This window comes from Enterobacter hormaechei ATCC 49162, from assembly GCF_001875655.1.
Lineage (GTDB): Bacteria > Pseudomonadota > Gammaproteobacteria > Enterobacterales > Enterobacteriaceae > Enterobacter > Enterobacter hormaechei.
Map to the genome: position 1 here is coordinate 457,542 of NZ_MKEQ01000002.1, position 26,833 is coordinate 484,374.

Here is a 26,833-nt window from a genome sequence, read left to right on the forward strand (position 1 = left end):
TTACTCGAAAAAGAGGCAGAGCCGACTGGCATGAATTGCCAGCCGGTTGAAAGCGTGATGCAAAGAAATTATTTGTACATCAGGACATAGTTAGCGGTTGCTTCAACCTGGCCTGCTGTCGCCGTTTTACCGGTAAGGACTTCCATAACGGCTTTGAAATGCAGCGTCTGAGTGGTTGAACCTGCCAGCAGGTCAATCGTTTGTCCTGCTCCCAGTGGGAGATTAGTCTCCGCATTATCCAGAAGACGTACACCCACGTTCTGAGCACCGTTTGCATAGGTGTTGGTCATCAGGTTGGTATCCGTCGCGTCTGTTGCGGCGCTGGTGAAGGTCACATCCACTTTAGAGACAGGCGTGTCAGTCTCGTCTTTCGGATCGTCAAGCTGGCAGTTTTCCAGATTAATTTCGACCGGAACAGGCGTAGATTTTTTATTGGCATTAATTACGGCAGTGGTCACTTCACCAAGGTCGATTTCTTTATCTACGCTGTCTGGTGCGATGCTGCACGGTGCGTCAATGACAACGCCTTTGAATGTGATTTTGCCTGAACCTTGCTCTTCAGCAAAAGCAGAACCCGACACAATGGCTGCCATAGCGACGGCCAACAGTACTTTTTTTCCCATATACATGAAAATATCCTTTTTAAATGAATTCATAATCAGCGTGCTATTTATCAGAATACTCGCAAAGTATACGGTTTGGGGGCAGGTGATGCGATTAACGCGGCTAAAATAGATTTTAAGGGAAGGTTAATGCATAAATTCGCTCTATCTTAATGCGTTATTTGTTAGCGGAAGAACCAATAAGCTGACTGTGGCGTAATAATATAAGATAATAATATATTATTAACCGTCACGCCGTATAATAAAAATACGCCTGATAATATTCATGACCGTTATTAAGTTCCTCATGGATAAGAATGCCTCCGTATTAACGAAGGCATTAACGTTTAGCCAATGCCCGCGGTTTGCAGCAGAACCAGACTCATCCCCATCACTGACATGCCACACAACACGCCGTAACTGGGGTTATTGTTGGGATCGATCTCTTTCGCCAGCGGCATCAGCTCATCGACAGAGAGCGCAACCATAATCCCGGCCACGGCAGCCATAATCGCAGCCATCACAATCGGGGAGACGAGGCTACCGAGGATCAGCCACGCCAGCACGCCGCCGAGAATTTCAGCCATCCCGGAGATACCAGCCCAAAAGACAGCGGTACGTTTTGAACCCGTGGCGGCATAAACAGGCCCGGCAACGGCAAGTCCTTCAGGAATATTGTGCAAAGCGACTGCCAGCGCCACACCAAAACCCATTTCAAGGTTGCTGCTGGCCGTGACATAGGTAGCGATTCCTTCCGGAAAGTTATGCAGGCTGATACCCAGCGTCAGCAGAATGGCCGTGCGTTTGATATTGCCCGGGATGGGGGTAACGCTTTTTTGCATTAAATCCTGCGGGTGGGCGTGAGGAAGAGTACGGTCGAGCGCAAAATAACCCAGCAGACCAATGATAAACATGCCATAGCCCAGAACAGGCGACATCCCTTCGGTATGAAGCGCGGCGGGCAGCATCTCCATCAGCGAGATAAGCAGCATGATCCCGGCGGCGAAACCCAGCGAGAAGGCCAGAAGGCGATTAGAGGGTTTTTGCCCGAGTACCCCGAGAAACGCACCGATAAAGGTTGCGGCACCCGCAAGTAAGGTCAAAATCAAAGGTACTGACATGCATTCTCCTTAAGCGATATCTGACATTCAAATTTCCTGATGATGATCTTCACGGTTATCTGCGTTCATCTTCACCTGAATGCGCGTAATGTAGGCCCATCACATTGACACCTCCTTTAAGGATATCACCATGTCTTCTTCTCGTATGCCAGCACTGTTTTTAGGCCATGGTAGCCCAATGAACGTCCTGGAAGATAACGTCTATACCCGCGCCTGGCGTCAACTGGGTGAGTCGTTACCGCGTCCGAAGGCAATTGTGGTGGTCTCTGCGCACTGGTTTACCCGGGGTACTGGCGTGACGGCCATGGAAACGCCAAAAACGATTCATGATTTTGGCGGCTTTCCGCAGGCGCTCTATGACACGCATTACCCTGCGCCTGGCTCGCCTGAGCTGGCGCAGCGGTTGGTAGATCTGCTCGCGCCGGTTCCGGTTGCGCTGGATAAAGAAGCCTGGGGCTTTGACCATGGCTCCTGGGGCGTCCTGATTAAAATGTATCCCGAGGCCGATATCCCGATGGTGCAGCTGAGCGTCGACAGCACCAAACCGGCGGCCTGGCACATGGAGATGGGCCGCAAGCTGGCAACCCTGCGTGATGAGGGCATCATGCTGATTGCCAGTGGTAACGTGGTACACAATCTGCGTACGGTACGCTGGCACGGTGAAAACACGCCGTACCCCTGGGCAACAGCCTTTAATGACTATGTAAAAGACAACCTGACCTGGCAGGGGCCGGTTGAGCAGCATCCGCTGGTGAACTATCTGGATCACGAAGGCGGCTCACTCTCTAACCCGACGCCGGAACACTTCTTGCCATTACTGTATGTACTGGGGGCGTGGGATGGTCAGGAACCGGTGACGATCCCGATCGACGGCATTGAGATGGGGAGTTTGAGTATGCTGTCGGTGCAGGTGGGGTAAAAACATGCCCGGTGGCGCTACGCTTACCGGGCCTACGCTCGACATGTAGGCCGGGTAAGGCGAAGCCGCCACCCAGCAGATCTTACTCGACGAAAATATGCGGATAGAACCGCGACAGATCCTGCGTAATCAGCGCCCGATCTTCGCGAATGCCAATCCCGGCAGGCTGATCGTTAATAAGCCAGCTGCCGATCAGCGTATAGCTGTCGCCAAACTTCGGCAGTTGATAAAACGCCTGGACGATCATCCCTTCTTCACCATACGGCCCTTCAACGGCTTCCAGCGTTTTACCGTTTTCGATAATCGAGACGTTTGCCCCTTCACGGGAGAAGATTGGCTTAACGACGTATTTCTCCATCGGCGGGAAATCATCTTCGGCAAAATAAGCAGGCAGCAGGTTCGGGTGGTTCGGGAACATCTCCCACAGCATCGGCAGCAGGGCTTTATTGGAGATAATGCTCTTCCAGGCTGGTTCCAGCCAGCGCACGCCAGCGTCTTCCAGTTTGGTAGAGAACATTTCGCGCAGCATGTATTCCCACGGATAGAGCTTGAACAGGTTGCTGATCACCTGATCCTGCATGTCCGTAAACTGACCTTTTTCACCTAAACCGATATCTTCGATATAAAGGAATTCCGTCGCCACTTCCGCTTCGGCTGCACAATCCTGCAAATACTGAACCGTACCGCGATCTTCTTCGGTATCGCGGCAGCAGGCGAGGTGCAACAGGTTGAAACCGTGCTGTTCCCGCAGTTCAGCGAAACGTTCAATCAACTTTTCCTGAAGGCTGTTGAACTGGTCGCTGCCTTCCGGCAAGTTTCCGGCATTCGCCTGATCTTCCAGCCAAATCCACTGGAAGAACGCCGCTTCATACAGGGAGGTTGGCGTATCCGCGTTGTTTTCTAAAAGCTTCGGTTCGCCCACGCCATCCCATGCCAGATCGAGGCGAGAGTAGAGCGAAGGCTGGTTCGTTTTCCAGGACTGACGGACAAAACTCCAGGTGTGCTTCGGAATGCGGAATTTGGTCATCAGCTCATCGCTGTCGATGACTTTCTCGACCACCTTCAGGCACATCTGGTGCAGTTCGGCGGTCACCTCTTCAAGCTTTTCGACCTGAGCGAGCGTGAGCTTATAGTAAGCATCTTCACACCAGTACGGTTCGCCGTACATGGTGTGAAAGTTGAAACCGTATTCGGTGGCTTTTTCGCGCCAGTCCGGGCGCTCGACAATACTGACTCGTTCCATGATCAGCCGCCCATTGAGCGAGTCGAAGAGCCGGTCGCGCTACGCTGCATGGTGGTTTGTTTGGCAACAGACTCACCGAAGCCACCACGGGTAATGGTGCTGGTGGTAGCGGGTTTCGGTGCCATTGCGGTTTTCGGTACGGTCATCGTACGGCCAGGCGTTGCAGCACCGTAACCCTTGCCGGTGGCATCGGTGTATTTACCGTATGCCGGGCTGTTCGGGTTTTTGGAGCTAAACAGCGGCTGCTGCTGGTAGCCCGCACCGCCGCTCATCAAACGGCCCATCATATAACCCGCCATCAGCGGCATCCAGAAACTGCCGCTGGACTGTGCCTGCGCCTGATTTTCCGGTGCCATACCCGCCTGAGCAGGTGCCTGCTGGCACTGGCCTTCACCGAATTCGGCTACGCAGTCTTCGCGTGAGGCATATTTCGGCGCGGTACGTTCCGCTTCTTTCAGGGCGTTGTTATAGGCCGTCGTACATTCGGCAGCTTTACCGGTTGCGCTCGCGCAGTCGTCGGCGTTTTGATACAGCGAAACCGTTTCGTCGCTTTGCTCGCAGCCTGCCAGCATAAAGACGGCGGTAACCGCCAGCGCGACAGGTGTCAGGTGGCGTGCGTTCCAGCTTTTGCGGAACGACGCGTGATTCATCGTTTTTGTCCGTTTCATATTTGTCTTCCAGGACCCAGGGGTAATAACGCTCAGGATAGAGGATGAGTGGTTGAAAATGAAGCGAAGAGGGGCGGAAACAGGGAGATCTTTACGTTGGCTTACGTTCAGGTGTGATTTTACGCCGGGTGGCGCTGCGCTTACCCGGCCTACGATTAAGTAGGCCCGATAAGCGCCGCGCCATCGGGCAAGGCTTATTGACGGAACGGATTCGTGCCGCTGCTGGCAGGCGCGGTGCTACGCGCTGCCGCTGGCTGTGCAACCGGGGCGCTGCTGTTAGCGGTGAAATTATCCACGGCGGCATCCTGCTGTGGATTTTCCGGCGCGACGCTGTCAGGCGACGTGGAAACCGGTTTACCCAGCGTGCTGTTCAGCATTTGCAGATCCTGCTCGTTCAGCGTACCCAGCGCCTGCTTGATGTTCAGCTGGTTAATCAGGTACTGGTAACGCGCACTGGAGAGCTGCTGTTTCGCGTTATACAGCGTGGTCGTTGCGTCTAACACGTCAACGATGGTACGCGTACCCACGGAGTAACCCGCTTCCATCGCGTCCAGAGAGCTTTGCGCAGAGACAACGGCTTGTTTGTAGGCGTTGATGCTGCTGATAGAGGCATTGACGTTGTTAAAGGAAGAACGCACGGTCTGCACCACGTTGCGGTGCGCGCTTTCCAGCTGCTCGCTTGCGCCAACAAAGTTGTACTGCGCCTGTTTCACCTGAGAGTTAACCATCCCGCCCTGGTAGAGTGGCAGAGAGAAGCTCAGCCCAACTTTGTTCTGACCAATGTTGCTGTCGTCATAGGCCTGTGAGGTCGTTTTAGACCCGCTGTAGCTGGTATCCGATACGCCGGTAGAGGCGCTCAGGCTCAGCGTCGGCAGGTGACCATCCTGTGCAAGGCGGATCTGCTCGCGTGCCAGGTCCTGGCTCAGGCGCGCCTGCAACAAGGTCAGGTTACGGTTTTCCGCTTCTTTCAGCAGAGCATTAACCGCCTGCGGTTTGTCCGTTTTGAAACTGTCCACGTTCAGAGAGGCCAGTTCAGGATAGTAGTTACCGGTGACCTGACGCAGTGCTTCCAGCGCGTTGTCGAGGTTGTTACGTGCGGTCACTTCGTTAGCCAGTACGGTATCGTACTGTGAACGGGCGTTCTGCACGTCAGTGATGGCAACCAGGCCCACGTTAAAACGCTGGGTGGTTTGATCTAATTGACGGTAAATCGCCTGCTTCTGCGCTTCGGTGTAGGAGAGGGCGTCAATCGCGCTCAGTACGTTGAAGTAGGCGGTCGCGGTATTCAGGATCAGCGTCTGCTGGTCGGTCTGATAGGTGACATCCTGGATGCCTGCGCTCTTTTCCTGCAAACTCAGTTCACGCCATTTGGACATGTCGAACAGGGTCTGTGTAAGCTGTAAAGAGGCACTGGTGGCATTCGAGTCGATGCCATTGTTATCGCGAAAACCGTTAGTGTAGGTATAATCTGCACCTAAGCCTAACTGCGGCAGCAGTGGACTACGTGCTTCGTTAATCTTTTCAAACGCAGCATCACGATCGGCCGCTGATTTACGTAAATCAGGGTTGCCCAGACGTGCCTGCTGGTAGACCTGTAACAGGTTCTCTGCCTGGCTCATTGCACTGAAGCCCGTCAGGCTCAGGCCGATAAGGATGGGGAGCAATTTCTTCATTTGCATTCCTTGTTGTGAAGCAGTATTAGCGCTGATCTAATTAAAAATAATTGCCGATTCTAACAGAATCATCCACACCAAAAGGTTGGCGTAACGTGCCATCTGGCGGTAATTTGCTCCAATCTACCATATAGCCATACAAACGGCAGCCAAACAGCCTTGAAATTCACAATTTCATCACCATTGCTACCAGGACTCGACCGATGCAAAAACCAGAAAACGTGCCTGTCACCTTCGCCAAAAACGATGTAGAAATTATTGCACGAGAAACGCTTTATAGCGGTTTTTTTTCAATGGAACTTTACCGTTTCAGGCATCGTCTGTTTAACGGTGAAATGAGCGGTGAGATCAAACGCGAAATTTTTGAGCGCGGGCATGCGGCAGTGTTGCTACCCTATGACCCAGTGCGTGATGAAGTTGTGCTGGTCGAACAGGTGCGAATCGCAGCTTATGAGACCAGCGAAACGCCGTGGTTGCTGGAGATGGTGGCCGGAATGATCGAGGAAGGTGAGTCGGTCGAAGACGTCGGTCGCCGCGAGGCGCTGGAAGAGGCGGGCCTAGTGGTTGGCCGGACGAAACCGGTGTTGAGCTACCTGGCAAGCCCGGGGGGGACGACAGAACGTTCATCTATTATGGTGGGCGAAGTGGACGCCACGACAGCGGAAGGGATCCACGGTCTGGCAGATGAAAACGAAGATATTCGGGTTCATGTGGTGAGTCGGGAGCAGGCTTACCAGTGGGTAGAAGAGGGGAAAATCGACAACGCAGCGTCTGTCATCGCCCTGCAATGGCTACAGCTGCATTATCAGACATTACGACACGAGTGGAAAAAATGAAGCGTTATACACCTGACTTCCCAGAAATGATGCGCCTGTGCGAAACCAATTTCGCCCAGCTGCGCCGCCTGCTGCCGCGAAATGACGCACCCGGCGAAACGGTGAGCTATCAGGTGAGCAACGCGCAGTATCGGTTAACGATAACAGAATCAACGCGCTACACTACGCTGGTGGAAATTGAGCAAACGGCGCCGAGCATCAGCTACTGGAGCCTGCCGTCGATGACGGTGCGCCTTTATCACGACGCGATGGTCGCTGAAGTGTGTTCAAGCCAGCAGATCTTTCGCTTCAAAGCGCGGTATGATTATCCGAATAAAAAGTTGCATCAACGCGACGAAAAGCATCAAATTAACCAGTTTTTAGCCGACTGGCTAAGATATTGTTTAGCACATGGAGCAATGGCGATTCCGGTTTGTTAGCGTCATAAACCTACCTAAGGACACCATTTGGAAAGCCTGTTGAACCTGACTGTTGCTGGTGGGGCGCCAGTCAGGATATTACAAATCACCGACACCCACCTTTTTGCCGAAAAGCATGAGACGCTTCTGGGCGTGAACACCTGGGAGAGTTATCAGGCGGTTCTTGACGCGATCCATGCTGAAAAGCGGCCATGCGATCTGATCGTCGCGACGGGCGATCTGGCGCAGGATCAATCCTCCGCAGCCTATCAGCATTTCGCTGAAGGGATTGCGAGCTTTAGCGTGCCTTGCGTCTGGCTACCGGGCAATCACGATTTTCAGCCCGCCATGTACAGTTCGCTTCAGGATGCGGGGATTTCACCGGCAAAATGTGTCTTTGCGGGGGACCAGTGGCAAATTCTGCTCCTCGACAGTCAGGTGTTTGGCGTTCCGCACGGTGAGTTGAGTGATTATCAGCTTGACTGGCTGGAGACAAAACTGGCCGCCGAACCGAATCGTAATACGCTGCTGTTACTGCATCATCATCCGCTGCCGGCGGGCTGTAGCTGGCTCGATCAGCACAGCTTACGCAACTCTGCGGCGCTGGACGGCGTGCTCGCGAAATTCCCGCTCGTGCAAAATTTGCTCTGCGGGCACATTCACCAGGAACAGGATCTCGACTGGAACGGTCGTCGCCTGCTCGCGACGCCCTCGACCTGCGTGCAGTTTAAGCCCCATTGTGCCAACTTTACGCTGGATACCATCGCACCGGGCTGGCGCTGGCTGGAGCTGCATGCCGATGGCTCGCTGACCACCGAAGTTTGCCGTCTGGCCGGGGCACAATTCCGCCCGGATACCGCTTCGGAAGGCTACTGATGTCGACGCTCCTTTACCTCCATGGGTTCAACAGTTCACCGCGTTCCGCAAAGGCGACGCAGTTTCGCCAGTGGCTGAGCGCACATCATCCCCACGTGGAGATGATTATTCCGCAGTTGCCCCCTTATCCGGCGGATGCGGCAGAGATGCTGGAATCGATCGTGCTTGAACACGGCGGCGAATCGTTTGGCGTTGTCGGGTCGTCACTCGGCGGCTACTACGCCACCTGGCTGTCGCAGTGCTTTATGTTGCCCGCTGTCGTCGTCAACCCGGCGGTCCGGCCATTTGAGCTGTTAAGGGACTTTCTTGGTGAAAACGAGAACCCCTACACCGGCCAACAATATGTGCTAGAGTCACGCCATATTTACGATCTCAAAGTTATGCAGGTCGACCCGCTTGAAGCGCCCGATCTTATCTGGCTGCTGCAACAGACGGGAGATGAAGTGCTGGATTACCGCCAGGCAGTGGCGTATTACGCATCCTGCCGCCAGACTGTAGAAGAGGGCGGAAACCATGCTTTCACGGGCTTTGAAGATCATTTCACCCAGATTGTCGATTTTCTTGGACTGCACAGCCACTGACAATCAATGCGAATTGCTAGTTTAAATCATGACGCAAACCTATAACGCTGATGCCATTGAGGTACTCACCGGGCTTGAGCCGGTTCGCCGCCGTCCGGGGATGTACACCGATACGACGCGCCCAAACCACCTGGGCCAGGAAGTAATTGATAACAGTGTGGACGAAGCGCTGGCAGGCCATGCCAAACGCGTGGACGTTATCCTGCACGCCGATCAGTCGCTGGAAGTCATCGACGACGGCCGCGGCATGCCGGTAGATATCCACCCGGAAGAGGGCGTTCCTGCCGTTGAGCTGATCCTCTGCCGTCTGCACGCGGGCGGTAAGTTCTCCAACAAAAACTACCAGTTCTCTGGCGGCTTGCATGGCGTGGGGATCTCCGTGGTTAACGCCCTGTCAAAGCGCGTGGAAGTGAACGTCCGTCGCGATGGTCAGGTGTATAACATCGCGTTTGAAAACGGCGAAAAAGTGCAGGATTTGCAGGTTGTCGGGACGTGCGGTAAACGCAACACCGGCACCAGCGTCCACTTCTGGCCTGACGAAAGCTTCTTCGACAGCCCACGCTTTTCAGTATCCCGCCTGACGCATCTGCTGAAAGCCAAAGCGGTGCTGTGTCCGGGCGTGGAAATTACCTTTAAAGATCACGTTAACAACACCGAGCAGAGCTGGCGCTACGAAAAGGGGCTGAACGACTACCTGTGCGAAGCGGTTAACGGCCTGCCGACCCTGCCGGAAAAACCGTTCGTCGGGAATTTCGAAGGTGACACCGAAGCGGTGGACTGGGCGCTGCTGTGGCTGCCGGAAGGCGGCGAGCTGCTGACCGAAAGCTACGTCAACCTGATCCCAACGCTGCTCGGCGGTACGCACGTCAACGGCCTGCGTCAGGGTCTGCTGGATGCGATGCGTGAGTTCTGCGAATACCGCAACATTCTGCCGCGCGGCGTGAAGCTTTCCGCAGAAGATATCTGGGACCGCTGCGCCTACGTGCTTTCCGTGAAGATGCAGGATCCGCAGTTTGCCGGACAGACTAAAGAGCGCCTGTCCTCACGTCAGTGTGCGGCGTTCGTTTCCGGCGTGGTGAAAGATGCGTTTACCCTGTGGCTGAACCAGAACGTTCAGGCGGCAGAAATGCTGGCTGAAATGGCGATCTCCAGCGCCCAGCGTCGTCTGCGCGCGGCGAAGAAAGTGGTGCGTAAAAAGCTGACCAGCGGCCCTGCGCTGCCGGGCAAGCTGGCGGACTGTACCGCCCAGGATCTCAACCGCACCGAGCTGTTCCTGGTGGAAGGGGACTCGGCAGGTGGATCCGCCAAGCAGGCGCGCGATCGTGAATATCAGGCGATCATGCCGCTCAAGGGTAAGATCCTCAACACCTGGGAAGTCTCCTCCGATGAAGTGCTGGCTTCGCAGGAAGTACACGATATCTCTGTGGCGATCGGCATCGATCCGGACAGCGACGATCTGAGCCAGCTGCGCTACGGCAAGATCTGTATCCTGGCGGATGCGGACTCCGATGGTCTGCACATCGCCACGCTGCTCTGTGCGCTGTTTGTGAAGCACTTCCGCGCGCTGGTGAAAAACGGTCACGTCCACGTGGCGCTGCCACCGCTGTACCGTATCGATCTCGGCAAAGAAGTCTACTATGCGCTGACGGAAGAAGAGAAAGCGGGCGTGCTGGAACAGCTCAAACGCAAGAAGGGCAAACCGAACGTTCAGCGCTTTAAAGGGCTGGGTGAGATGAACCCGATGCAGCTTCGCGAAACCACGCTGGATCCGAATACCCGCCGTCTGGTGCAGCTGACCATCAGCGATGAAGATGAACAGCAAACCAACGCCGTAATGGACATGCTGCTGGCCAAGAAACGTTCTGAAGACCGACGTAACTGGCTACAGGAGAAAGGCGACATGGCGGATATAGAGGCCTGATACCGAAAAAGCCCTGCGATGCAGGGTTTTTTTTGCCCGGCGGCGTTACGCTTGCACGGGCCTACGGGATGGGTAGGCCGGGTAAGGCGCAGCCGCCACCCGGCAAAAAAGCGGCTCATCACGATGAATGGTTTTTCCGGTACTGCAACGGCGTCTCGCCAATCCCCTTTTTAAACGCGCTGATAAACCACGTCACGTCGGAAAATCCCGCCCGGGATGCAATCTCACGTACGCTCGCCTCGCTATGCAGCAGCCACTCGCACGCCTTACGCAACCTTAGCGTGTTCAGGTAGTCGTGAATTTTTTCGCCCGTTTCCGCATGAAATTTTCGCGATACGTAACTGCGCGATTTACCCAGGTCTGCGGCCAGAGCATCCAGACGAAATTTCTCCTGATAATGCTCGTCGAGCCAGAACATCACCTGGCTGGCGATCCCCTGGCTGTTGCCCGGCTCGCCGTCGCGATCGTCGGGCAGCATCGCGAACAGGCCGATCAGCAGGCTGGCGATGCTCTCGCCGTTCATCGGCGGTTTATAGCAGCTAAACAGATGGTCGATATGGTGATGACAGTGGGCTAAATCGGCGACCCACGCTTCGCCGCCGCGGCGCGACAGCCGCTCCAGCCGCTGCCGGGTCTGGGGAAAATCCCGCAGGATCTTCAGCACCGCGTGCTGGTCGAGGTGAATAATGGTGCGGCGGTAAATCGCCTCCGCCTGTTCGTCCACCATGACCTTATGCAGCGTAAAAGGGGGGAAGAAAAACAGCCGTCCGGGACGCATGGTGTAGTGACGATTATCGACAATCGCTACGCCAAAGCCCTCCTCCACATAGAGGATCTCCAGGCACTGATGCCAGTGATGGTAGCGAACGGTATTGGCAAACAGGCGGCTGAACGAGGCCACGGTATCGTTCAGGGTGATCAGTTCCAGAAGATCGGATGTCGGCGTGTCGTGCATAGTGCAATAAAACTCAACTTTTTCCCCACTGACCGTCTTTATAAACCACCTTTTTAAATTTTCTCAACTGCGGGTTTATTCATCGCTCGCGCCTGTGACATGGCTAACATTTCTGCCCCATACGGATTCACTATGCTTTGCGGCAGTTGATTACGAGGGCGAACCTATGTGGGCGGCAAACAAAGAAAAATCAAATCCATTGTCTTCACGCCAGGACGTGGTGGCATCGTTGAATGCGCTGTTACAGGCGCTGGACACGCAATTTCCGGCGAACCGTTCCCGATTCTCGCTGGGCGACACCTGCGCCCATTACGCAACGGACATTGCGCAGATGGAGGGGCTGTCCCGCGCGCTGTGGGGGCTGTTTCCGCTGATGGCGTCCGGCGAAAGCACGCTGTTCAGCGAGAAGTACCTTACTGCCATTAAGCTCGGTACCGACCCGCAAAGCAGCGGCTACTGGGGCGAAACCGGCCCGTACGATCAGCGTCTTGTGGAGATGGCGGCTTGCGGTCTGGGGCTTGCGCTGCTGGGAGATAAACTTACCGCCCGCTTTTCTGAACGTGAAGTGATGAACCTGCATGCGTGGCTCAACCAGATCACCGACGCGCAAATGCCGGACAGCAACTGGAACTACTTTGCCATTATGGTCCAGCTCGGCTTTAAACGCGCCGGTCTGCCGTATGACCAGGCCGCCATTGACCACCGCTTTGCGCTGATGGACGCCTACTACCTCGGCGACGGCTGGTATTCCGATGGCCCAGGCCGTCCGAAAGACTATTACATCTCCATGGCCTTCCATTTCTACGGCCTGATCTACGCCACCCTGAGTGACGACGAGGCGAGGGCGAAGGTACTGCGCGAGCGCTCGCGTCTCTTTGCGGAGGACTTTATTTACTGGTCCGCCGCCGATGGCGCTTCAGTACCGTTTGGCCGCAGCCTGACCTACCGCTTCGCTATGGTCGCCTTCTGGAGCGCGGTGGCCTTTTCTCAACTGGATGTCTTCACCCCGGGCATTGTGAAGGGCATTGTGCTGCGGCATCTGCGCGGGTGGCAACAGCAGCCGATTGTCGATCGCGACGGTATTCTGACCCTCGGCTTTGCGTATCCGAACCTGGCGATGTGCGAGGATTACAACTCCCCCGGTTCACCCTACTGGGCGCTGAAAACCTATCTGATCCTGGCGCTGCCGGAAGCACACCCGTTCTGGCAAGCAGAAGAACAGCCTCTGCCCGCGCTTGCTGAAAAACATGTGATTCCGCATGCGCAGCAGATCCTGATGCATTCGAAAGATTCGCAGCACGTCGTCATGCTCACCGCCGGTCAGCTGGAGCTGAACAACTATGTCAACACCGAAGCGAAATACACCAAATTTGCCTACTCCAGCCGCTTCGGCTTCACCATCGAGCGCGGGCGTTTTGGCCTGAAGCATGCGGCCTGTGATTCCATGCTGCTGCTGGCGGGCGGAGACGACTATTTCCGCGGTCGTCGCGAGTGTGAAGAGGTTCGGGTGGATGAAAATTACATTTTCTCGCGCTGGTCGCCGTGGCGTGACGTCCAGATTGCGACCTGGCAGATCCCGTTCGGGGAGTGGCACCTGCGTCTGCACCGTATCAATAGCGCGCGCACCCTGCAAACCGTCGAGGGCGGCTTTGCGGTAATGAAAACGGACCACCAGGTGCGCGATCGCGGCTGTTATCTGATGGCTGAAAACGGCAGCAGCGTCATTGTCGATCTCTCGCCTGCCATTCGCCGCCAGCCGGACAGCATCGTCACGCCGCCGAACAGCAGCATTATGTTTGCGGAGTGCGCCTCCATTCCTTTGTTAAAAGCCGACCTCCCGCAAGGAGAAAGCTGGCTCTGTTGCGCCGTCCTGGCTGGTGCAAATCAGCCCGCTGCGGCGACGCCACAGCTGAATATAACCTACAACCAGGTCGTTATTAGCGAACCCGGAAGCGAACGTAAGCTGTCGTTCACATTATAAAAATCTGGCCCTACACCCCGGCGAGGATGATATGAAAAGTACATCGACAACCAACAGAACTGAATATTACAAAATCAGCAGCTTTATCTTTCTCTATTTTTTTACCTGGTCCGCCAGTATTGGTCTGCTGGCGATCTGGCTCGGTCAGAAAGCCAACCTGAGCGGATCGGTGATTGGAACCGTTTTTGCGGTGAACGGGATATTCTCCGTTATTCTCAAGCCGATCTACGGCTATATTCTCGATAAGATCGGCATGAGCAAATACCTGCTCTATTTTGTGGTGATCATGTCGGCCCTGATGGCGCCATTCTTTATTTATGTTTACCAGCCGCTATTAATGTCCAATACCCTGCTGGGGATTATTATCGGCGCGCTCTATTTAAGCTTTGCCTGGTACGCGGGCGTGGCGGCATGTGAATCGTATTCCGACCGCTTTAGCCGCTTAAACGGCATGGAGTTCGGGCAGATCCGTATGTGGGGCTCGCTCGGCTGGGCGGTGGCGTCCTCTTTCTCCGGCCTGCTGTTTAACCTCTCTCCGGCGTATAACTTCATTCTCGGCAGCGTGGCGTCGGTGGTGATGCTGATTGTCCTGCTGAGCCTGAAAGTGAACACTAACTCCGCACACGCAGGCGAGGTGCTGACGAAAGAGAAAATCGCCCCGTCGGACGTTTACGCCCTGCTGCGTAACCGCAAATTCTGGGCTTTTTGCCTGTACGTGGCGGGCGTGGCGTGGATGATGTTTATCGCTGAACAGCAGTTCTCACGTTATTTCGTCACCTTCTTCGATGATATTCATGAGGGCAACGCCGTATTCGGCTATCTCGGGACCGTACAGTCGGGCATGGAATTTGTCATGTATATGGTGGTCCCGCTGTTTGTGAACTTTATTGGTGCCAAGCGCGGGCTGTTAATTGTCGGGCTGGTGGTCGGGGCGCGTCTGATTATTTCCGGCATGTGCGATTCTCACCTGTTAATTTCAGTGCTTAAGCCGCTGTACGGTCTGGAAATATGCCTGCTGCTGGTGTCGGTCTTTAAATATATCGCCGAGCATTTCGACAAGCGCGTGAATGCCACCATGTATTTACTCGGCTATCAGGCGATGCTCTACGTGGGCAACGTAGTGGTCTCTTCCCCTGCGGGCTATATGTATGACCGCATCGGCTTCGAGCAGACCTATATCATCATGGGCGCCACGGCGCTGACCTTTACCCTTATTTCTGCCTTTACGTTATCCGCCTGCCAGAGCAAATGGCGCGGAGCGCGCGCGCTGAACGTAGCAGAAACGTCCACACGATAAATTACGCCGTCAAAGAAGGAACCGAAATATGTTAAGTCGTATCAAAGAGGAACGTCTGTCCGCTATCGCTGCGCCCGTTGACGCCCGCGCATTCAGCGATGAACTGAATTCGGCGCGCAGCCACGTTCTCGACCTGATTAGCCGTCATTTAACGGAGTTCGGCGACAAATTCCCGGCGGAAACCTGCCAGGACGGTTTTTATCCGCTAACTGACAACGTGGAGTGGACCACCAGCTTCTGGACCGGGCAGCTGTGGCTGGCGTGGGAGATGAGCGGCGAGGCAAAATTCCGCGCGATGGCGGAAAAACACGTGCGCTCGTTTGGCCTGCGCATCGCCGGGCGCAACGACACCAACACTCACGACTTAGGCTTCCTCTATACGCTCTCCTGCGTAGCCGCGTGGCGGCTGACCGGAAACCGTGAGGCGCGCGGCTTCTCACTGCTGGCGGCGGAAGCTCTGCTGGAGCGTTTTCACGAGAAGGCGAAGATCATCCAGGCGTGGGGCGATCTCTCCGATCCAGAGCAGGCCGGGCGGATGATCATCGACTGCAACATGAACCTGCCGCTGCTCTACTGGGCGACGGAGCAGACGGGCGATCCGCGCTTTGCCGACGCCGCCAAAGCACACGTGATGCAGGCCGCGACGTACCTCATTCGTGACGATGCCTCCACCTTCCACACCTACTATATGGATGTAGCAACCGGCGCACCGCGCTACGGCAATACCCAGCAGGGCTATGCCGACGACTCCTGCTGGTCTCGCGGGCAGGCGTGGGGAATTTACGGCTTCCTGCTGAGCTATATCTATACCGGCGACGAAACGATGATCGCCTTGTCCAAAAGGCTGGCCAATTATTTCCTTAACCGTCTGCCGGAAGACTACGTCTGCCACTGGGATCTGGCGCTGGTGGGCACCGACGCACTGCGTGACTCCTCCTCGGCGGCGATTGCGGTCTGCGGACTGCTGGAGCTGGTGAAGCACCTGCCGGTGACGGACCCGGATCGCGAGCGCTATCTGGAGTGGGCCAAAGGCATTATGTCGTCACTGACGAAACACTACCTGATGGGCAAAGACGAGAAGGGCAACGGGCTGCTGAAGCACTCGGTTTACCACCTCGCGAGCAACAAAGGGGTGGATGAGTGTGCAAGCTGGGGAGATTATTTCTACGTTGAGGCGCTGGTGCGTTTCACCCAGAGCTGGAAACTGTACTGGTAACGACAGTCGGGGGGGCACCCCCGACTTATCGATCACGCTTTTGGAATACGCAGCGTCTGGCCGGGATAGATTTTATCCGGACTGGAGAGCATTGGGCGGTTAGCCTCAAAAATCTTGTTGTACTGGTTAGCATCGCCGTACACGGTTTTGGAGATCGCGCTCAGGGTATCGCCGGATTTCACCGTATAGTAGGTGGCTTCATCCTGGGCATCTGTTGCGGTGATATTGTTCTCCACCTCGCTGACGCCTGCGATGTTGCCGACGGCGACCTGGATTTTTTCTTTCTGCTCCTGCGTCAGTCCGTCGCCCGTCACGCTGGCCTTGCCGTCGGTGACGTTAACCTGAACCTTGTCGGAACCGGGAATGTTGAGTTTCTTGAGGTGCTCGGTGATTTTGTCGCTCTGACCTTTATGATCGGTCAGGTTATCCCACAGCTTTTCGCCTGCTTCTTTTACGAAGTTAAAAAGTCCCATTCCATCCTCCTGTTAAACATGAAGTCAGAATAAGCATAGCAGGTCAGAGAGAATTCCCTCCCCGGAAGGAGAGGGAAGGCAGGTTTTAAACCCCTTGCTCCAGAATGCGGATGTGGGTTTCCAGAACGTCCCCTTTCACCGCATCGCTCCACGCTTTCATATGCGCGGTCTGCAAATGGGCTTCGAGGTGCGCGACGGTTTCCCACTGCTCAACCATGATGATTGAGTCTGGCGCGGTCGCCTGGAAGCTTGCACTGGTGGCGGCGTCCACCATCGGCGCGTAGCCGTGGCAGCCTTCTTCTTTCAGTACGGTCGGGATGATCTTCGCAAACTCATCCAGTACCGCCTGACGGTGATGTTGGCCAGGACGCGTACGGATTTCAGCAATAACGGTAAGCATAATTAACTCCTTCTAATTCCAGGCTACCAGTTAAGCAAAAATTTCCGCGAGATGCTTGCGATATTCTGCGATATAGCGCGGGACGTCCGGCATTTTAATCACGTCGTTGACGATAAAGGTCGGCAGCGGCGCCATTCCCAGGAACTGATTCGCCTTATGGAACGGCAGATACGCGCCGTCTACGCCCACGCCTTCAAAGAACTGATCTTGCTCAGTGAACGCTTCTAGCGGGGCGTTCCAGGTCAGGGAGAGCATGTATTTTTTGCCCTGAATCAGGCCGCCGGAACCGTATTTTTTAGAGGCATCTGAGCGGGTGCGGCCGTCGCTGGCATACAGCGAACCGTGACCTTCGGTAAAGACGTCGTCCATGTATTTTTTCACGGTCCACGGTGCGCCCATCCACCAGCCCGGCATCTGCCAGATCACCACGTCGGCCCACAGGAAGTTCTGCACTTCGGCCTTCACGTCGTAATTGCTGTCCGCGCGCACGACCTTAACATCATGTCCGGCGTCGCGCAGAAAACCATCCGCGACCTCGGTCAGGGTGTCATTGAGCTGGCCTTTAGAGTGCGCAAATTCTTTCGCGCCGTTGATAATCAGAATGTTGCTCATTATTTGTCCTCGATGCTGAGAGTATGCCGGATATTCTACGCGCGAGGACGGAGCGGAAAAATAAGCAAAATGTGCAAAGTCTTTTGCGCTCAGCGCAATAATAGCTACCAGCTGATGGTCACCTCAAAGCCTCCTTCAGGCGCATTGCGCAGCGAGACGCGCATCCCGTGGAGCGCCGCGATACGCTTCACGATAGACAACCCCAGACCGCTGCCCGTCGCGTCCTGCCCCGGTGGGCGATAAAAGCGCTCGCCGAGACGCGCCAGCGCATCGGATGAAATGCCCGGGCCGTTGTCGCGCACGGTAAAGCTTCGGGCGTTCAGCGTCACGTCCACCACGCTGCCGCGCGGACTGTATCGAACGGCGTTGTCCAGCAGATTACGCCCCAGCAGGCTCAGCAGCAGCGGCTGCCCGTGACGCATCACCTCGGGTGCGTTGACGTTGAGCCGAATATCAATGCCCGCCTGCTGCGCCGGGTGCCAGATATCCAGCACCGCGGATTGCAGCAAATCGGCCATCATCACGGGTTCGACGTCAGCAAGATTATCCAGTGAATCCAGGCGCGACAGGGTGAGCAGCTGGTCCACCAGCCGGGAGGCGCGGTCGATGCCCGCATGCAGTTGCCCCAGCGCTTTAGACTGCGCCTCGGGATCGTCGAGGGAAAGCTGCGCCACGTCAGTTTGCACCTTCAGCGCGGCCAGCGGACTGCGCAACTCATGGGCGGCATCCGAGGTGAAGCGGCGCTCGCGGGCCATCATCTCCTGCGTACGGGCGAAAAGATGGTTAAGCGCATCAAGCAGGGGGCGAACCTCCGTCGGTACGCCGTGGGTGGGCAGCGTGTCGGTCGCATCCGGCGAGCGCGAACGCAGGGTCTGCGCCAGGTTTTTCAGCGGTTTCAGCTCCCGGCTCAGCAGGACAATCAGCAACAGCAGCATGACAGGCAGCGCCACCAGCCACGGCGTCAGCTGCGAACTGACCACGTCCAGCGCCATATCCTGTCGGTACTCCCACTCCTGGCCCACCACCACGCGGTATTTCCCGTCCGGGGACGTCAGCCACAGAAAACGCCATTCGTCGTTGTCATCCTGCAACTGACCGTCAGCAAAACCGTCCCGGCGGTAGTGATAAGGTATGTCGCGCCCGTTTTCGCCGTCGTTAAGCACCATGCTGCCGTCGGCGGTGAAGATCGCGAAGGCCAGCGCATCGTCGTCAAGATGGCCGTGTTTGGCTTTTTTCGGCACCTCACGCATGCGTTCCGGGGCGCGGAGTTCGTCCACGTCCATCGTCAGCAGCCGTTTGGCAAACAGCATTTGCTGGGTATCGAACAGCTTATCGAGCTTGTCGGTCGTCTGATGCCAGGCCACCACGCTTGCGGCAAACCAGGCCGCCAGAGACAGCAGCAAAAAGAGGAGCGTCAGGCGCAGCTTCAGGCTCAGTTTCATGCGTCACCCAGGGTATAACCGATGCCGTGCACGGTGCGGATAAATTCGCTGCCGAGCTTGCGGCGTAAATGATGAACGTGGACTTCGACAGCATTGCTGGAGACGTCATCATCCCAGTTGTAGAGTTTCTCTTCGATGGTCTTGCGCGGCAGCACGCGGCCCGCGTTGCGCATCAGCAGTTCCAGCAGGGCGAACTCTTTTGGTTTGAGCACCAGCGTTTCGCCCTCCAGCGTGGCGACAAGGCTTGCCGGATCGAGCGTGACCTTGCCGTGACGCAGCTCGCTGCGCGCCTGTCCGTGGCTGCGGCGCACCAGCGCTTCGAGGCGGGCCGCCACTTCAATCAGCGCGAACGGCTTGCACAGATAATCATCCGCCCCCAGGCGTAACCCTTCGACGCGCTGGTTCAGCGCATCCCGCGCCGTGAGGATCAGTACCGGTTCGCTCTTACCGCTTTCGCGCCATGCGCGCAGGATCGCAAGCCCGTCGATTTCCGGCAGCGTCAGGTCCAGCACCACGGCATCATACGGCGCGGTGTACAGGGCCGCCTGCCCGGTTTTACCGTCTGTAAACCAGTCCACGTTAAAGCCCATTTTGCTTAAGCCTGCTTTGATGCCATCGCCGATGAGCTTGTCGTCTTCTACCAGTAAAATGCGCATAATTCCTCCTTGATGCCGTCAGTAAACCTTCTGCAAGCGCCTGCTGTACAGTAAAAATAAATAAATTTTCCCCTTAAGAAGTTGTTAAGGTTTACCCTGTTTAATGGATTGTGAAACGACATTAAAGGGAGAGATAAAGATGAAAAAATTCGCTGCAATTGCTGCCATCATGATGATGACCACGGCCCCTGTCTTTGCTGCACAGGGCGGCTTCTCTGGCCCATCTGCGACACAGAACCAGACGCATACCCTGCAGGGTGGCTTTGTCGATAACAACGCCAACCTCACCACCGCGGCTAAAGTCAAAGACATGAAGGACGACAGCTGGGTGAAACTGCGCGGTAATATTACCGAGCGCCTGTCCGATGATCGTTACACCTTCCGCGATGAAAGCGGCACGGTGGTGGTGGAGATCGACCACAAGCGCTGGAATGGCGTGACGGTGACGCCACAGGATAAAGTCGAACTCCAGGGTAAAATCGATAAAGACTGGAACGAGTTTGAAATCGACGTGAAGCAGGTTATCAAGCTGAACAAATAACCCGGAAAGGGCCGCATGAGCGGCCCTTTTTCTTTGTGACTCAACTCGCCAGATGAGGTAGTATCTGCGGCAATATTGCCTGAAACCCATCGGTTTCTGAGTTGAGGAATCACACGTAATGAGCGATATGGCAGAGCGCCTCGCGCTACATGAATTCACGGAAAACGCCTACCTGAACTACTCCATGTACGTCATCATGGACAGGGCGTTGCCGTTTATCGGGGATGGCCTGAAGCCCGTTCAGCGCCGCATCGTCTATGCGATGTCCGAACTGGGGCTGAACGCCACCGCCAAGTTCAAAAAATCCGCCCGTACCGTCGGTGACGTGCTGGGTAAATACCATCCGCACGGCGACAGCGCCTGCTATGAAGCGATGGTGCTGATGGCCCAGCCGTTCTCTTATCGCTATCCGCTGGTGGATGGCCAGGGGAACTGGGGTGCGCCGGACGATCCGAAATCCTTCGCGGCGATGCGTTATACCGAATCCCGTCTGTCTAAATATGCCGAAGTGCTGTTGGGCGAGCTGGGACAGGGCACGGTTGACTGGGTGCCAAACTTCGACGGTACGATGCAGGAGCCGAAAATGCTGCCTGCGCGTCTGCCGAACATCCTGCTGAACGGCACAACGGGTATCGCCGTGGGTATGGCAACGGACATTCCGCCGCACAACCTGCGTGAAGTGGCAAAAGCCGCCATCACCCTGATTGAGCAGCCGAAAACCTCGCTGGACGAACTGCTGGATATCGTGCAGGGGCCGGACTATCCGACCGAAGCCGAGATCATCACCTCGCGTGCGGAAATCCGCAAAATCTACCAGAACGGTCGCGGCTCCGTGCGTATGCGTGCGGTGTGGACCAAAGAAGACGGGGCCGTGGTGATCACCGCGCTGCCGCACCAGGTATCCGGTGCGAAGGTGCTGGAGCAGATCGCCTCCCAGATGCGCAATAAAAAGCTGCCGATGGTGGACGATCTGCGCGACGAATCGGACCACGAAAACCCGACCCGTCTGGTGATTGTGCCGCGCTCTAACCGCGTGGACATGGAGCAGGTGATGAACCACCTGTTCGCCACTACCGATCTGGAAAAGAGCTACCGCATCAACCTGAACATGATTGGTCTGGACGGTCGTCCGGCGGTGAAAAACCTGCTGGAGATCCTCACCGAATGGCTGGCCTTCCGCCGCGATACGGTGCGCCGTCGTCTGAACCATCGTCTGGAAAAAGTGCTTAAGCGCCTGCATATTCTCGAAGGTTTGCTGGTGGCGTTCCTCAACATTGACGAAGTGATCGAGATCATTCGTACCGAGGACGAACCCAAGCCCGCCCTGATGTCGCGCTTTGGCATCAGCGAAACCCAGGCCGAAGCGATCCTCGAACTGAAACTGCGCCATCTCGCCAGACTGGAAGAGATGAAGATCCGCGGTGAACAGAACGAGCTGGAAAAAGAGCGCGATCAGCTTCAGGCGATTCTGGCGTCCGAGCGCAAGATGAACACCCTGCTGAAGAAAGAGTTGCAGGCCGATGCCGACGCCTTTGGCGACGACCGTCGTTCTCCGCTGCACGAGCGCGAAGAAGCGAAGGCGATGAACGAGCACGACATGCTGCCGTCCGAGCCGGTGACCATCGTGCTTTCCCAGAGCGGCTGGGTGCGTAGCGCCAAAGGCCATGATATTGACGCGCCGGGCCTGAGCTACAAATCCGGTGACAGCTTTAAGGCGGCGGTAAAAGGCAAAAGCAACCAGCCGGTGGCGTTTATCGACTCCACGGGCCGCAGCTACGCTATTGATCCGATCACGCTGCCGTCTGCGCGCGGTCAGGGCGAGCCGCTGACCGGTAAGCTGACGCTGCCGCCGGGTGCCACGGTTGACCACATGCTGATGGAAGCCGACGACCAGAAGCTGCTGATGGCGTCCGATGCGGGCTACGGCTTTATCTGTACCTTTAACGATCTGGTGTCGCGTAACCGTGCCGGTAAAGCGCTGATCAGCCTGCCGGATAACGCACACGTCATGCCGCCGCTGATCATCGAGAACGAAAGCGACATGCTGCTGGCGATCACCGCTGCTGGACGTATGCTGATGTTCCCGGTCAGCGATCTGCCGGAGCTGTCGAAAGGGAAGGGCAACAAGATCATCAATATCCCGTCTGCGGAAGCGGCAAAAGGCGAAGATAGCCTCGCGCATCTCTTCCTGCTGCCGCCGCAGAGCACCCTGACCATTCATGTCGGCAAGCGTAAGATCAAGCTGCGCCCGGAAGAGTTGCAGAAGGTGGTGGGTGAGCGTGGACGTCGCGGCTCACTGATGCGCGGCCTCCAGCGCATCGACCGCGTGGAGATCGACTCCCCGACGCGCAGCAAAGCGGACGACAGCGAAGAGTAACCTGTTTCATCCCCCTCTTTCCGGAGGGGGAATTACCATAAAATTTCCCGTAAAAACGTTGTTAATTCGTGCGTTGCGATTAACAATACGCGCTCGTAATAAAGTCCTTACCTGGCCACAGGTGAAGTATAATTGTCAGCTGTCAGGGCTTCAGAGGTCGCTATGCTATACATTGTTCGTCTCATTCTTACCGTTATTTACTGCATTCTGGTCTGTATTTTCGGATCGATTTACTGCCTGTTCAGCCCGCGTAACCCAAAACATGTTGCGACGTTTGGCCACATGTTTGGTCGTCTTGCGCCGCTGTTTGGCCTGAAGGTTGAAAAGCGTCTGCCTGAAGGGGCGGAGAATTTCGGTAACGCCATCTATATCGCTAACCATCAGAACAACTACGATATGGTGACGGCCTCCAATATTGTTCTTCCGCCGACCGTAACCGTGGGTAAAAAGAGCCTGCTGTGGATCCCGTTTTTCGGCCAGCTGTACTGGCTCACCGGTAATTTGCTGATTGACCGTAACAACCGCGCCAAAGCGCATGGCACCATTGCGGAAGTGGTGGATCAGTTTAAAAAGCGCCGGATCTCAATCTGGATGTTCCCGGAAGGGACGCGCAGCCGTGGTCGCGGCCTGCTGCCGTTCAAGACCGGTGCGTTTCATGCTGCAATTGCGGCGGGCGTTCCAATTATTCCCGTGTGTGTTTCCAATACATCGAATAAGATTAATCTTAACCGTCTGAATAACGGACTGGTGATTGTCGAAATGCTGCCGCCGGTGGATACCTCTAAATACGGTAAAGACCAGGTGCGCGAGCTGGCCACGCACTGCCGCGAGCTGATGGCTCAGCACATTGCGCAGCTCGATAAAGAAGTTGCAGAGCGAGAAGCCGCCGGTAAGATTTAACCCGGTGTCGTTTAAGGGAAAACGAATTCCCGCGTTGTTAGTCGTTTCAGATGGAGCTTATATGTCACTCAGTCGGCGTCAGTTTATTCAGGCTTCGGGTATCGCCCTTTGTGCGGGTGCGATGCCGCGGACAGCCAGCGCCGCCGGGCAGCAAGAGCCGCTGCCTATTCCGCCGTTGATTGAATCCCGTCGCGGACAGCCGCTATTCCTCACGCTTCAGCGTAGCCACTGGTCCTTTACCCAGGGCACGCGCGCGCAGGTATGGGGCATTAACGGACGCTACCTTGGGCCGACCATTCGCGTGTGGAATGGCGATGACGTTAAGCTCATCTACAGTAACCGTACGACGGAAAATGTCGCGATGACCGTCAGTGGTTTGCAGGTGCCGGGTCCGCTGATTGGCGGCGCGGCGCGCATGATGTCGCCGAATGCCGACTGGGCACCCGTCCTCCCGATTCGTCAGAGCGCGGCGACATTGTGGTATCACGCCAACACCCCGAACCGCACCGCTCAGCAGGTCTATAACGGCCTGGCCGGGATGTGGCTGATTGAAGATGAGGTCAGCAAAACGCTGCCGATCCCGAATCACTACGGGGTCGATGATTTCCCGATCATTATTCAGGACAAGCGCCTGGATAACTTTGGTACGCCGGAGTACAGCGAGCCGGGCAGCGGTGGCTTTGTGGGCGATACGCTGCTGGTTAACGGCGCGCAAAGCCCGTATGTCGAAGTGTCTCGTGGCTGGGTGCGCCTGCGTCTGTTGAATGCTTCAAACTCGCGCCGCTACCAGTTGCAGATGAGCGACGGCCGCGCGCTGCACGTGATTTCAGGCGATCAAGGGTTATTACCGGCGCCGGTGCCGGTGAAACAGCTGGCGCTGGCGCCGGGTGAACGTCGTGAAATCCTCGTGGATATGACCAACGGGGATGAAGTGTCCGTGACCTGCGGCGAAGCGGCAAGCATTGTTGACCGCATTCGCGGCTTCTTTGAACCGTCGAGCATTCTGGTTTCCACGCTGGTGCTGACGCTGCGTCCAACGGGCCTGCTGCCGCTGGTGACCGACAGCCTGCCGATGCGCCTGCTGCCGCAGGAGATCGTGACCGGGCCAGCAGTGCGCAGTCGCGATATCAGCCTGGGCGACGATCCGGGCATCAACGGCGCGCTGTGGGACGTTAACCGCATTGATATCACCGCCCAGCAGGGAACCTGGGAGCGCTGGACCGTCCGCTCTGAGATGCCGCAGTCGTTCCATATTGAAGGGGTGTCATTCCTGATCCGCAACGTCAACGGGGCGATGCCGTTCCCGGAAGACAGGGGCTGGAAAGATACCGTCTGGGTGGATGGACAGGTAGAGCTGCTGGTTTATTATGGTCAGCCTTCCTGGCCGCACTTCCCGTTCCTGTTCCACAGCCAGACGCTGGAGATGATGGACAGGGGATCGGTAGGGCAGATGCTGGTGAATCCGGCACCGTAACCCCCCTCAGCATTCCCGGTGTGCCGGGAATGCGCTATGCCCGCCAGAAAAAGCGCGAAAACAGGATCAGTACCGGATAAATCTCCAGACGGCCCAGGATCATCGCCGCGCACATCAGCAGTTTCGCTCCCTCTGTTAACGTGCCAAACGTTGACGCCGTTTCGCCAAAGCCCAGCCCCATATTATTGATACAGGCGGCAACGGTGGCGAAAGAGGTAAACAGATCGTAGCCCATCAGATTGAGCATCCAGACGAAAAGGCCCGTGATCGTCACATAGAGAAAAAAGAAGCTCCATACCGATCGCAGGACACGTTCGTTTACCACGCTTTTGCCTACCTTGATGCTCAGCAGCGCCCGGGGATGCGCCAGCTGATTTAGCTCCTGAACAGACTGTTTAGACATGATCAGAAAACGCAGGGCCTTGATACCGCCGCAGGTTGAGCCTACGCAGCCGCCAAAAAAGCTGGCGCTTAAGAGCAGAAAGATGGTGTGCGCTGGCCACTGGGCATAATCGCCCGTTGAGAGGCCGTTATCGGTCATCATGGAGCTGGCCAGGAAGAAGGCATGCACCAGGCTGTCGGTCACGTTGTACATCCCGGCATGCCAGACCTGCCACGCGGTGATGAGAATAATGACGAACGCGGTGGTCAGGAAAAATTTCACCTCCGGGCTGCGGCGGAGAGGCTTCAGGGTGCGTCTGACGATGGCGACATACCAGAGGGTGAAGTTAATGGCGGAGAGCAGGGAAAAGGCCCCGGCAACCAGCTCGATTGCGTGGCTGTCATAAAATCCGATGCTCTCGCTGCGGGTGGAAAACCCGCCCAGCGATACGGTGGAAAGCCCGTGACAGACGGCGTCAAAAAAGGACATTCCCGCCAGCCAGTATGCCAGGGTGCAGATCAGCCCCAGCGCTAAATAGGTCATCCACAGGGTACGCGCGGTATCGGCGAGCCGGGGAGTAAGACGCTCCTCCTTGAACGGGCCGGGCATTTCTGACTGGTACAGCTTCATGCCCCCGATGCCCAGCAGCGGGAGTACCGCGACGGCGAGAACGATAACCCCCAACCCGCCAATGAAATTGAGCTGAGCGCGGTAATAAAGATAGGATTTGGGCAGGGCGCTGACGTCCCCAATCACCGTTGCCCCCGTGGTGGTGATCCCGGATACGCCCTCAAAGAGCGCGTCAGCAAAAGAGAGATGCAGACCGTCGTCCATCCATAAGGGCATGGCGCTGATAATGGAAAACAGCAGCCAGAACAGGACGATAATCACAAAACCGTCGCGCGTGCGTAGCTGAATTCCCGCGTGACGGGTTGCCCGCCATATCAGGCCACCGAGACTAAAAAACGTGATAAAGGTGGTCAGGAAAGCAAAATAGGTCCGTTCTTTATTCAGCAGCGCGATAACCATTGGCGGAAGCATGGACAGGCTGTACAGAAGAACCAGAAAACCGCAGAGATGAAGTACAACCCGCAGCTGGGACACATTTAACGAATCGTTGAACTTCACAAAGACACTCCACGCCAGAATGCCCTCCGGCGGCTAAGAACCGAAAGGGTGAGAGGTGATTATGATGCAAAAATAACAGTGCGCTGTATTTTAACGGCTTTCGCGATTTTCTGTCTTCGTCCAGCAACCTTTTCTTCAAATCCGGCGGAGTAACAGCGTAT

The 26,833-nt window shown here is 56.1% G+C and carries 25 protein-coding genes; 13 read left to right on the top strand and 12 right to left on the bottom strand.

Translation table 11 applies throughout. The features are described from left to right. Positions 1-68: 68 nt before the first annotated feature. Both BH712_RS21270 and zupT read right to left on the bottom strand, forming a co-directional pair. Positions 69-629 carry a fimbrial protein gene (locus BH712_RS21270; protein WP_032674055.1) on the bottom strand — a complete coding sequence of 187 codons (561 nt, stop codon included), beginning with the start codon at positions 627-629 and terminating at the stop codon, positions 69-71. 320 nt (positions 630-949) lie between these two features. Continuing rightward, the gene (zupT, locus tag BH712_RS21275) at positions 950-1,723 is read right to left on the bottom strand and encodes a zinc transporter ZupT (RefSeq protein WP_006811986.1); all 774 of its coding nucleotides are present in this window, start codon (positions 1,721-1,723) and stop codon (positions 950-952) included. 130 nt (positions 1,724-1,853) lie between these two features. On the opposite strand from zupT, the gene ygiD reads away from it, so the two are divergent. After that, on the top strand, positions 1,854-2,642 hold the full coding sequence (ygiD, locus tag BH712_RS21280; RefSeq protein ID WP_006811985.1) for a 4,5-DOPA-extradiol-dioxygenase: 789 nt from the start codon (positions 1,854-1,856) through the stop codon (positions 2,640-2,642). A gap of 82 nt (positions 2,643-2,724) precedes the next feature. Here ygiD and BH712_RS21285 read toward each other — a convergent pair whose 3' ends face one another. From BH712_RS21285 to tolC, 3 genes are all read right to left on the bottom strand, one after another. Further along, positions 2,725-3,885, bottom strand: a complete 1,161-nt coding sequence (locus tag BH712_RS21285; protein ID WP_006811984.1) for a glutathionylspermidine synthase family protein — start codon at positions 3,883-3,885, stop codon at positions 2,725-2,727. A 2-nt stretch (positions 3,886-3,887) separates the two neighbouring features. Continuing rightward, complete coding sequence (locus BH712_RS21290) at positions 3,888-4,553, bottom strand: DUF1190 family protein (RefSeq protein WP_006811983.1); 666 nt, start codon at positions 4,551-4,553, stop codon at positions 3,888-3,890. Between the two features lie 194 nt (positions 4,554-4,747). Continuing rightward, positions 4,748-6,226, bottom strand: a complete 1,479-nt coding sequence (gene tolC, locus BH712_RS21295) for an outer membrane channel protein TolC (protein ID WP_032674054.1) — start codon at positions 6,224-6,226, stop codon at positions 4,748-4,750. Between the two features lie 203 nt (positions 6,227-6,429). On the opposite strand from tolC, the gene nudF reads away from it, so the two are divergent. From nudF to parE, 5 genes are read left to right on the top strand one after another with little or no spacing between them, the layout of a single operon-like run. Then, entirely contained in the window at positions 6,430-7,062 is a 633-nt protein-coding gene (gene nudF / locus BH712_RS21300) for an ADP-ribose diphosphatase (protein WP_006811981.1), read from the top strand. Continuing rightward, entirely contained in the window at positions 7,059-7,481 is a 423-nt protein-coding gene (locus BH712_RS21305) for a DUF1249 family protein (RefSeq protein WP_003862516.1), read from the top strand. Before nudF ends, BH712_RS21305 begins: the two co-directional genes overlap by 4 nt. A 27-nt stretch (positions 7,482-7,508) precedes the next feature. Further along, positions 7,509-8,336, top strand: coding sequence for a 3',5'-cyclic-AMP phosphodiesterase (gene cpdA, locus BH712_RS21310; RefSeq protein WP_006811980.1), 828 nt, complete (start codon positions 7,509-7,511; stop codon positions 8,334-8,336). Continuing rightward, on the top strand, positions 8,336-8,917 hold the full coding sequence (gene yqiA / locus BH712_RS21315) for an esterase YqiA (RefSeq protein WP_006811979.1): 582 nt from the start codon (positions 8,336-8,338) through the stop codon (positions 8,915-8,917). Before cpdA ends, yqiA begins: the two co-directional genes overlap by 1 nt. Before the next feature lie 28 nt (positions 8,918-8,945). Continuing rightward, the gene (gene parE / locus BH712_RS21320; protein ID WP_006811978.1) at positions 8,946-10,838 is read left to right on the top strand and encodes a DNA topoisomerase IV subunit B; all 1,893 of its coding nucleotides are present in this window, start codon (positions 8,946-8,948) and stop codon (positions 10,836-10,838) included. Positions 10,839-10,956: 118 nt separating this feature from the next. Here the strand turns inward: parE and BH712_RS21325 are convergent, their stop codons facing one another. Next, a complete protein-coding gene (locus BH712_RS21325; RefSeq protein WP_006811977.1) occupies positions 10,957-11,793 on the bottom strand; it encodes an AraC family transcriptional regulator in 837 nt (278 codons plus the stop codon). Positions 11,794-11,959: 166 nt separating this feature from the next. Here BH712_RS21325 and BH712_RS21330 point away from each other — a divergent pair, with 166 nt between their 5' ends. Genes BH712_RS21330 through BH712_RS21340 form a run of 3 tightly spaced genes read left to right on the top strand, consistent with a single transcriptional unit; the run spans position 11,960 to position 16,287 of the window. Then, positions 11,960-13,774, top strand: a complete 1,815-nt coding sequence (locus BH712_RS21330; RefSeq protein WP_006811976.1) for a DUF2264 domain-containing protein — start codon at positions 11,960-11,962, stop codon at positions 13,772-13,774. Positions 13,775-13,805: 31 nt separating this feature from the next. After that, positions 13,806-15,071, top strand: coding sequence for an oligosaccharide MFS transporter (locus BH712_RS21335; protein ID WP_006811975.1), 1,266 nt, complete (start codon positions 13,806-13,808; stop codon positions 15,069-15,071). A 28-nt stretch (positions 15,072-15,099) separates the two neighbouring features. Next, positions 15,100-16,287 carry a glycoside hydrolase family 88 protein gene (locus tag BH712_RS21340; RefSeq protein ID WP_006811974.1) on the top strand — a complete coding sequence of 396 codons (1,188 nt, stop codon included), beginning with the start codon at positions 15,100-15,102 and terminating at the stop codon, positions 16,285-16,287. A gap of 32 nt (positions 16,288-16,319) precedes the next feature. Here BH712_RS21340 and lysM read toward each other — a convergent pair whose 3' ends face one another. The 5 genes from lysM to qseB all read right to left on the bottom strand — a co-directional run bounded on the left by lysM (position 16,320) and on the right by qseB (position 19,870). Beyond that, entirely contained in the window at positions 16,320-16,760 is a 441-nt protein-coding gene (gene lysM, locus BH712_RS21345) for a peptidoglycan-binding protein LysM (RefSeq protein ID WP_006811973.1), read from the bottom strand. Between the two features lie 85 nt (positions 16,761-16,845). Beyond that, positions 16,846-17,160: a putative quinol monooxygenase gene (locus BH712_RS21350; protein ID WP_003862506.1), complete on the bottom strand. Its 315-nt coding sequence runs from the start codon at positions 17,158-17,160 to the stop codon at positions 16,846-16,848. A gap of 30 nt (positions 17,161-17,190) precedes the next feature. Next, the gene (locus BH712_RS21355) at positions 17,191-17,772 is read right to left on the bottom strand and encodes an NAD(P)H-dependent oxidoreductase (RefSeq protein ID WP_006811972.1); all 582 of its coding nucleotides are present in this window, start codon (positions 17,770-17,772) and stop codon (positions 17,191-17,193) included. A gap of 104 nt (positions 17,773-17,876) precedes the next feature. Then, entirely contained in the window at positions 17,877-19,214 is a 1,338-nt protein-coding gene (qseC, locus tag BH712_RS21360; RefSeq protein ID WP_006811971.1) for a quorum sensing histidine kinase QseC, read from the bottom strand. Further along, positions 19,211-19,870: a quorum sensing response regulator transcription factor QseB gene (gene qseB / locus BH712_RS21365; protein ID WP_006811970.1), complete on the bottom strand. Its 660-nt coding sequence runs from the start codon at positions 19,868-19,870 to the stop codon at positions 19,211-19,213. Before qseB ends, qseC begins: the two co-directional genes overlap by 4 nt. 139 nt (positions 19,871-20,009) lie before the next feature. On the opposite strand from qseB, the gene BH712_RS21370 reads away from it, so the two are divergent. The 4 genes from BH712_RS21370 (at position 20,010) to ftsP (ending at position 25,162) form a co-directional block, all read left to right on the top strand. Next, positions 20,010-20,411 (top strand): YgiW/YdeI family stress tolerance OB fold protein, encoded by a 402-nt coding sequence (locus tag BH712_RS21370; RefSeq protein ID WP_032674050.1) that lies wholly within the window; start codon positions 20,010-20,012, stop codon positions 20,409-20,411. Positions 20,412-20,529: 118 nt separating this feature from the next. Further along, positions 20,530-22,788: a DNA topoisomerase IV subunit A gene (gene parC / locus BH712_RS21375; RefSeq protein WP_006811968.1), complete on the top strand. Its 2,259-nt coding sequence runs from the start codon at positions 20,530-20,532 to the stop codon at positions 22,786-22,788. Positions 22,789-22,950: 162 nt separating this feature from the next. After that, a complete protein-coding gene (gene plsC / locus BH712_RS21380) occupies positions 22,951-23,688 on the top strand; it encodes a 1-acylglycerol-3-phosphate O-acyltransferase (RefSeq protein ID WP_003862497.1) in 738 nt (245 codons plus the stop codon). Between the two features lie 61 nt (positions 23,689-23,749). After that, positions 23,750-25,162: a cell division protein FtsP gene (gene ftsP, locus BH712_RS21385; protein WP_006811967.1), complete on the top strand. Its 1,413-nt coding sequence runs from the start codon at positions 23,750-23,752 to the stop codon at positions 25,160-25,162. 34 nt (positions 25,163-25,196) lie between these two features. On the opposite strand, the gene BH712_RS21390 is transcribed toward ftsP, so the two are convergent. Beyond that, positions 25,197-26,672: a TrkH family potassium uptake protein gene (locus BH712_RS21390; RefSeq protein ID WP_006811966.1), complete on the bottom strand. Its 1,476-nt coding sequence runs from the start codon at positions 26,670-26,672 to the stop codon at positions 25,197-25,199. Positions 26,673-26,833: the final 161 nt, after the last annotated feature.

Coding starts and splice junctions, on each gene's coding strand:
- qseC (WP_006811971.1), bottom strand. CDS start 19,214: ATGAAACTGAGCCTGAAGCTGCGCCTGACGCTCCTCTTTTTGCTGCTG.
- BH712_RS21340 (WP_006811974.1), top strand. CDS start 15,100: ATGTTAAGTCGTATCAAAGAGGAACGTCTGTCCGCTATCGCTGCGCCC.
- BH712_RS21350 (WP_003862506.1), bottom strand. CDS start 17,160: ATGCTTACCGTTATTGCTGAAATCCGTACGCGTCCTGGCCAACATCAC.
- BH712_RS21290 (WP_006811983.1), bottom strand. CDS start 4,553: ATGAAACGGACAAAAACGATGAATCACGCGTCGTTCCGCAAAAGCTGG.
- BH712_RS21370 (WP_032674050.1), top strand. CDS start 20,010: ATGAAAAAATTCGCTGCAATTGCTGCCATCATGATGATGACCACGGCC.
- BH712_RS21270 (WP_032674055.1), bottom strand. CDS start 629: ATGTATATGGGAAAAAAAGTACTGTTGGCCGTCGCTATGGCAGCCATT.
- zupT (WP_006811986.1), bottom strand. CDS start 1,723: ATGTCAGTACCTTTGATTTTGACCTTACTTGCGGGTGCCGCAACCTTT.
- yqiA (WP_006811979.1), top strand. CDS start 8,336: ATGTCGACGCTCCTTTACCTCCATGGGTTCAACAGTTCACCGCGTTCC.
- nudF (WP_006811981.1), top strand. CDS start 6,430: ATGCAAAAACCAGAAAACGTGCCTGTCACCTTCGCCAAAAACGATGTA.
- lysM (WP_006811973.1), bottom strand. CDS start 16,760: ATGGGACTTTTTAACTTCGTAAAAGAAGCAGGCGAAAAGCTGTGGGAT.
- ygiD (WP_006811985.1), top strand. CDS start 1,854: ATGTCTTCTTCTCGTATGCCAGCACTGTTTTTAGGCCATGGTAGCCCA.
- BH712_RS21285 (WP_006811984.1), bottom strand. CDS start 3,885: ATGGAACGAGTCAGTATTGTCGAGCGCCCGGACTGGCGCGAAAAAGCC.
- parC (WP_006811968.1), top strand. CDS start 20,530: ATGAGCGATATGGCAGAGCGCCTCGCGCTACATGAATTCACGGAAAAC.
- plsC (WP_003862497.1), top strand. CDS start 22,951: ATGCTATACATTGTTCGTCTCATTCTTACCGTTATTTACTGCATTCTG.
- BH712_RS21330 (WP_006811976.1), top strand. CDS start 11,960: ATGTGGGCGGCAAACAAAGAAAAATCAAATCCATTGTCTTCACGCCAG.
- BH712_RS21335 (WP_006811975.1), top strand. CDS start 13,806: ATGAAAAGTACATCGACAACCAACAGAACTGAATATTACAAAATCAGC.
- qseB (WP_006811970.1), bottom strand. CDS start 19,870: ATGCGCATTTTACTGGTAGAAGACGACAAGCTCATCGGCGATGGCATC.
- BH712_RS21305 (WP_003862516.1), top strand. CDS start 7,059: ATGAAGCGTTATACACCTGACTTCCCAGAAATGATGCGCCTGTGCGAA.
- tolC (WP_032674054.1), bottom strand. CDS start 6,226: ATGAAGAAATTGCTCCCCATCCTTATCGGCCTGAGCCTGACGGGCTTC.
- BH712_RS21325 (WP_006811977.1), bottom strand. CDS start 11,793: ATGCACGACACGCCGACATCCGATCTTCTGGAACTGATCACCCTGAAC.
- BH712_RS21355 (WP_006811972.1), bottom strand. CDS start 17,772: ATGAGCAACATTCTGATTATCAACGGCGCGAAAGAATTTGCGCACTCT.
- ftsP (WP_006811967.1), top strand. CDS start 23,750: ATGTCACTCAGTCGGCGTCAGTTTATTCAGGCTTCGGGTATCGCCCTT.
- parE (WP_006811978.1), top strand. CDS start 8,946: ATGACGCAAACCTATAACGCTGATGCCATTGAGGTACTCACCGGGCTT.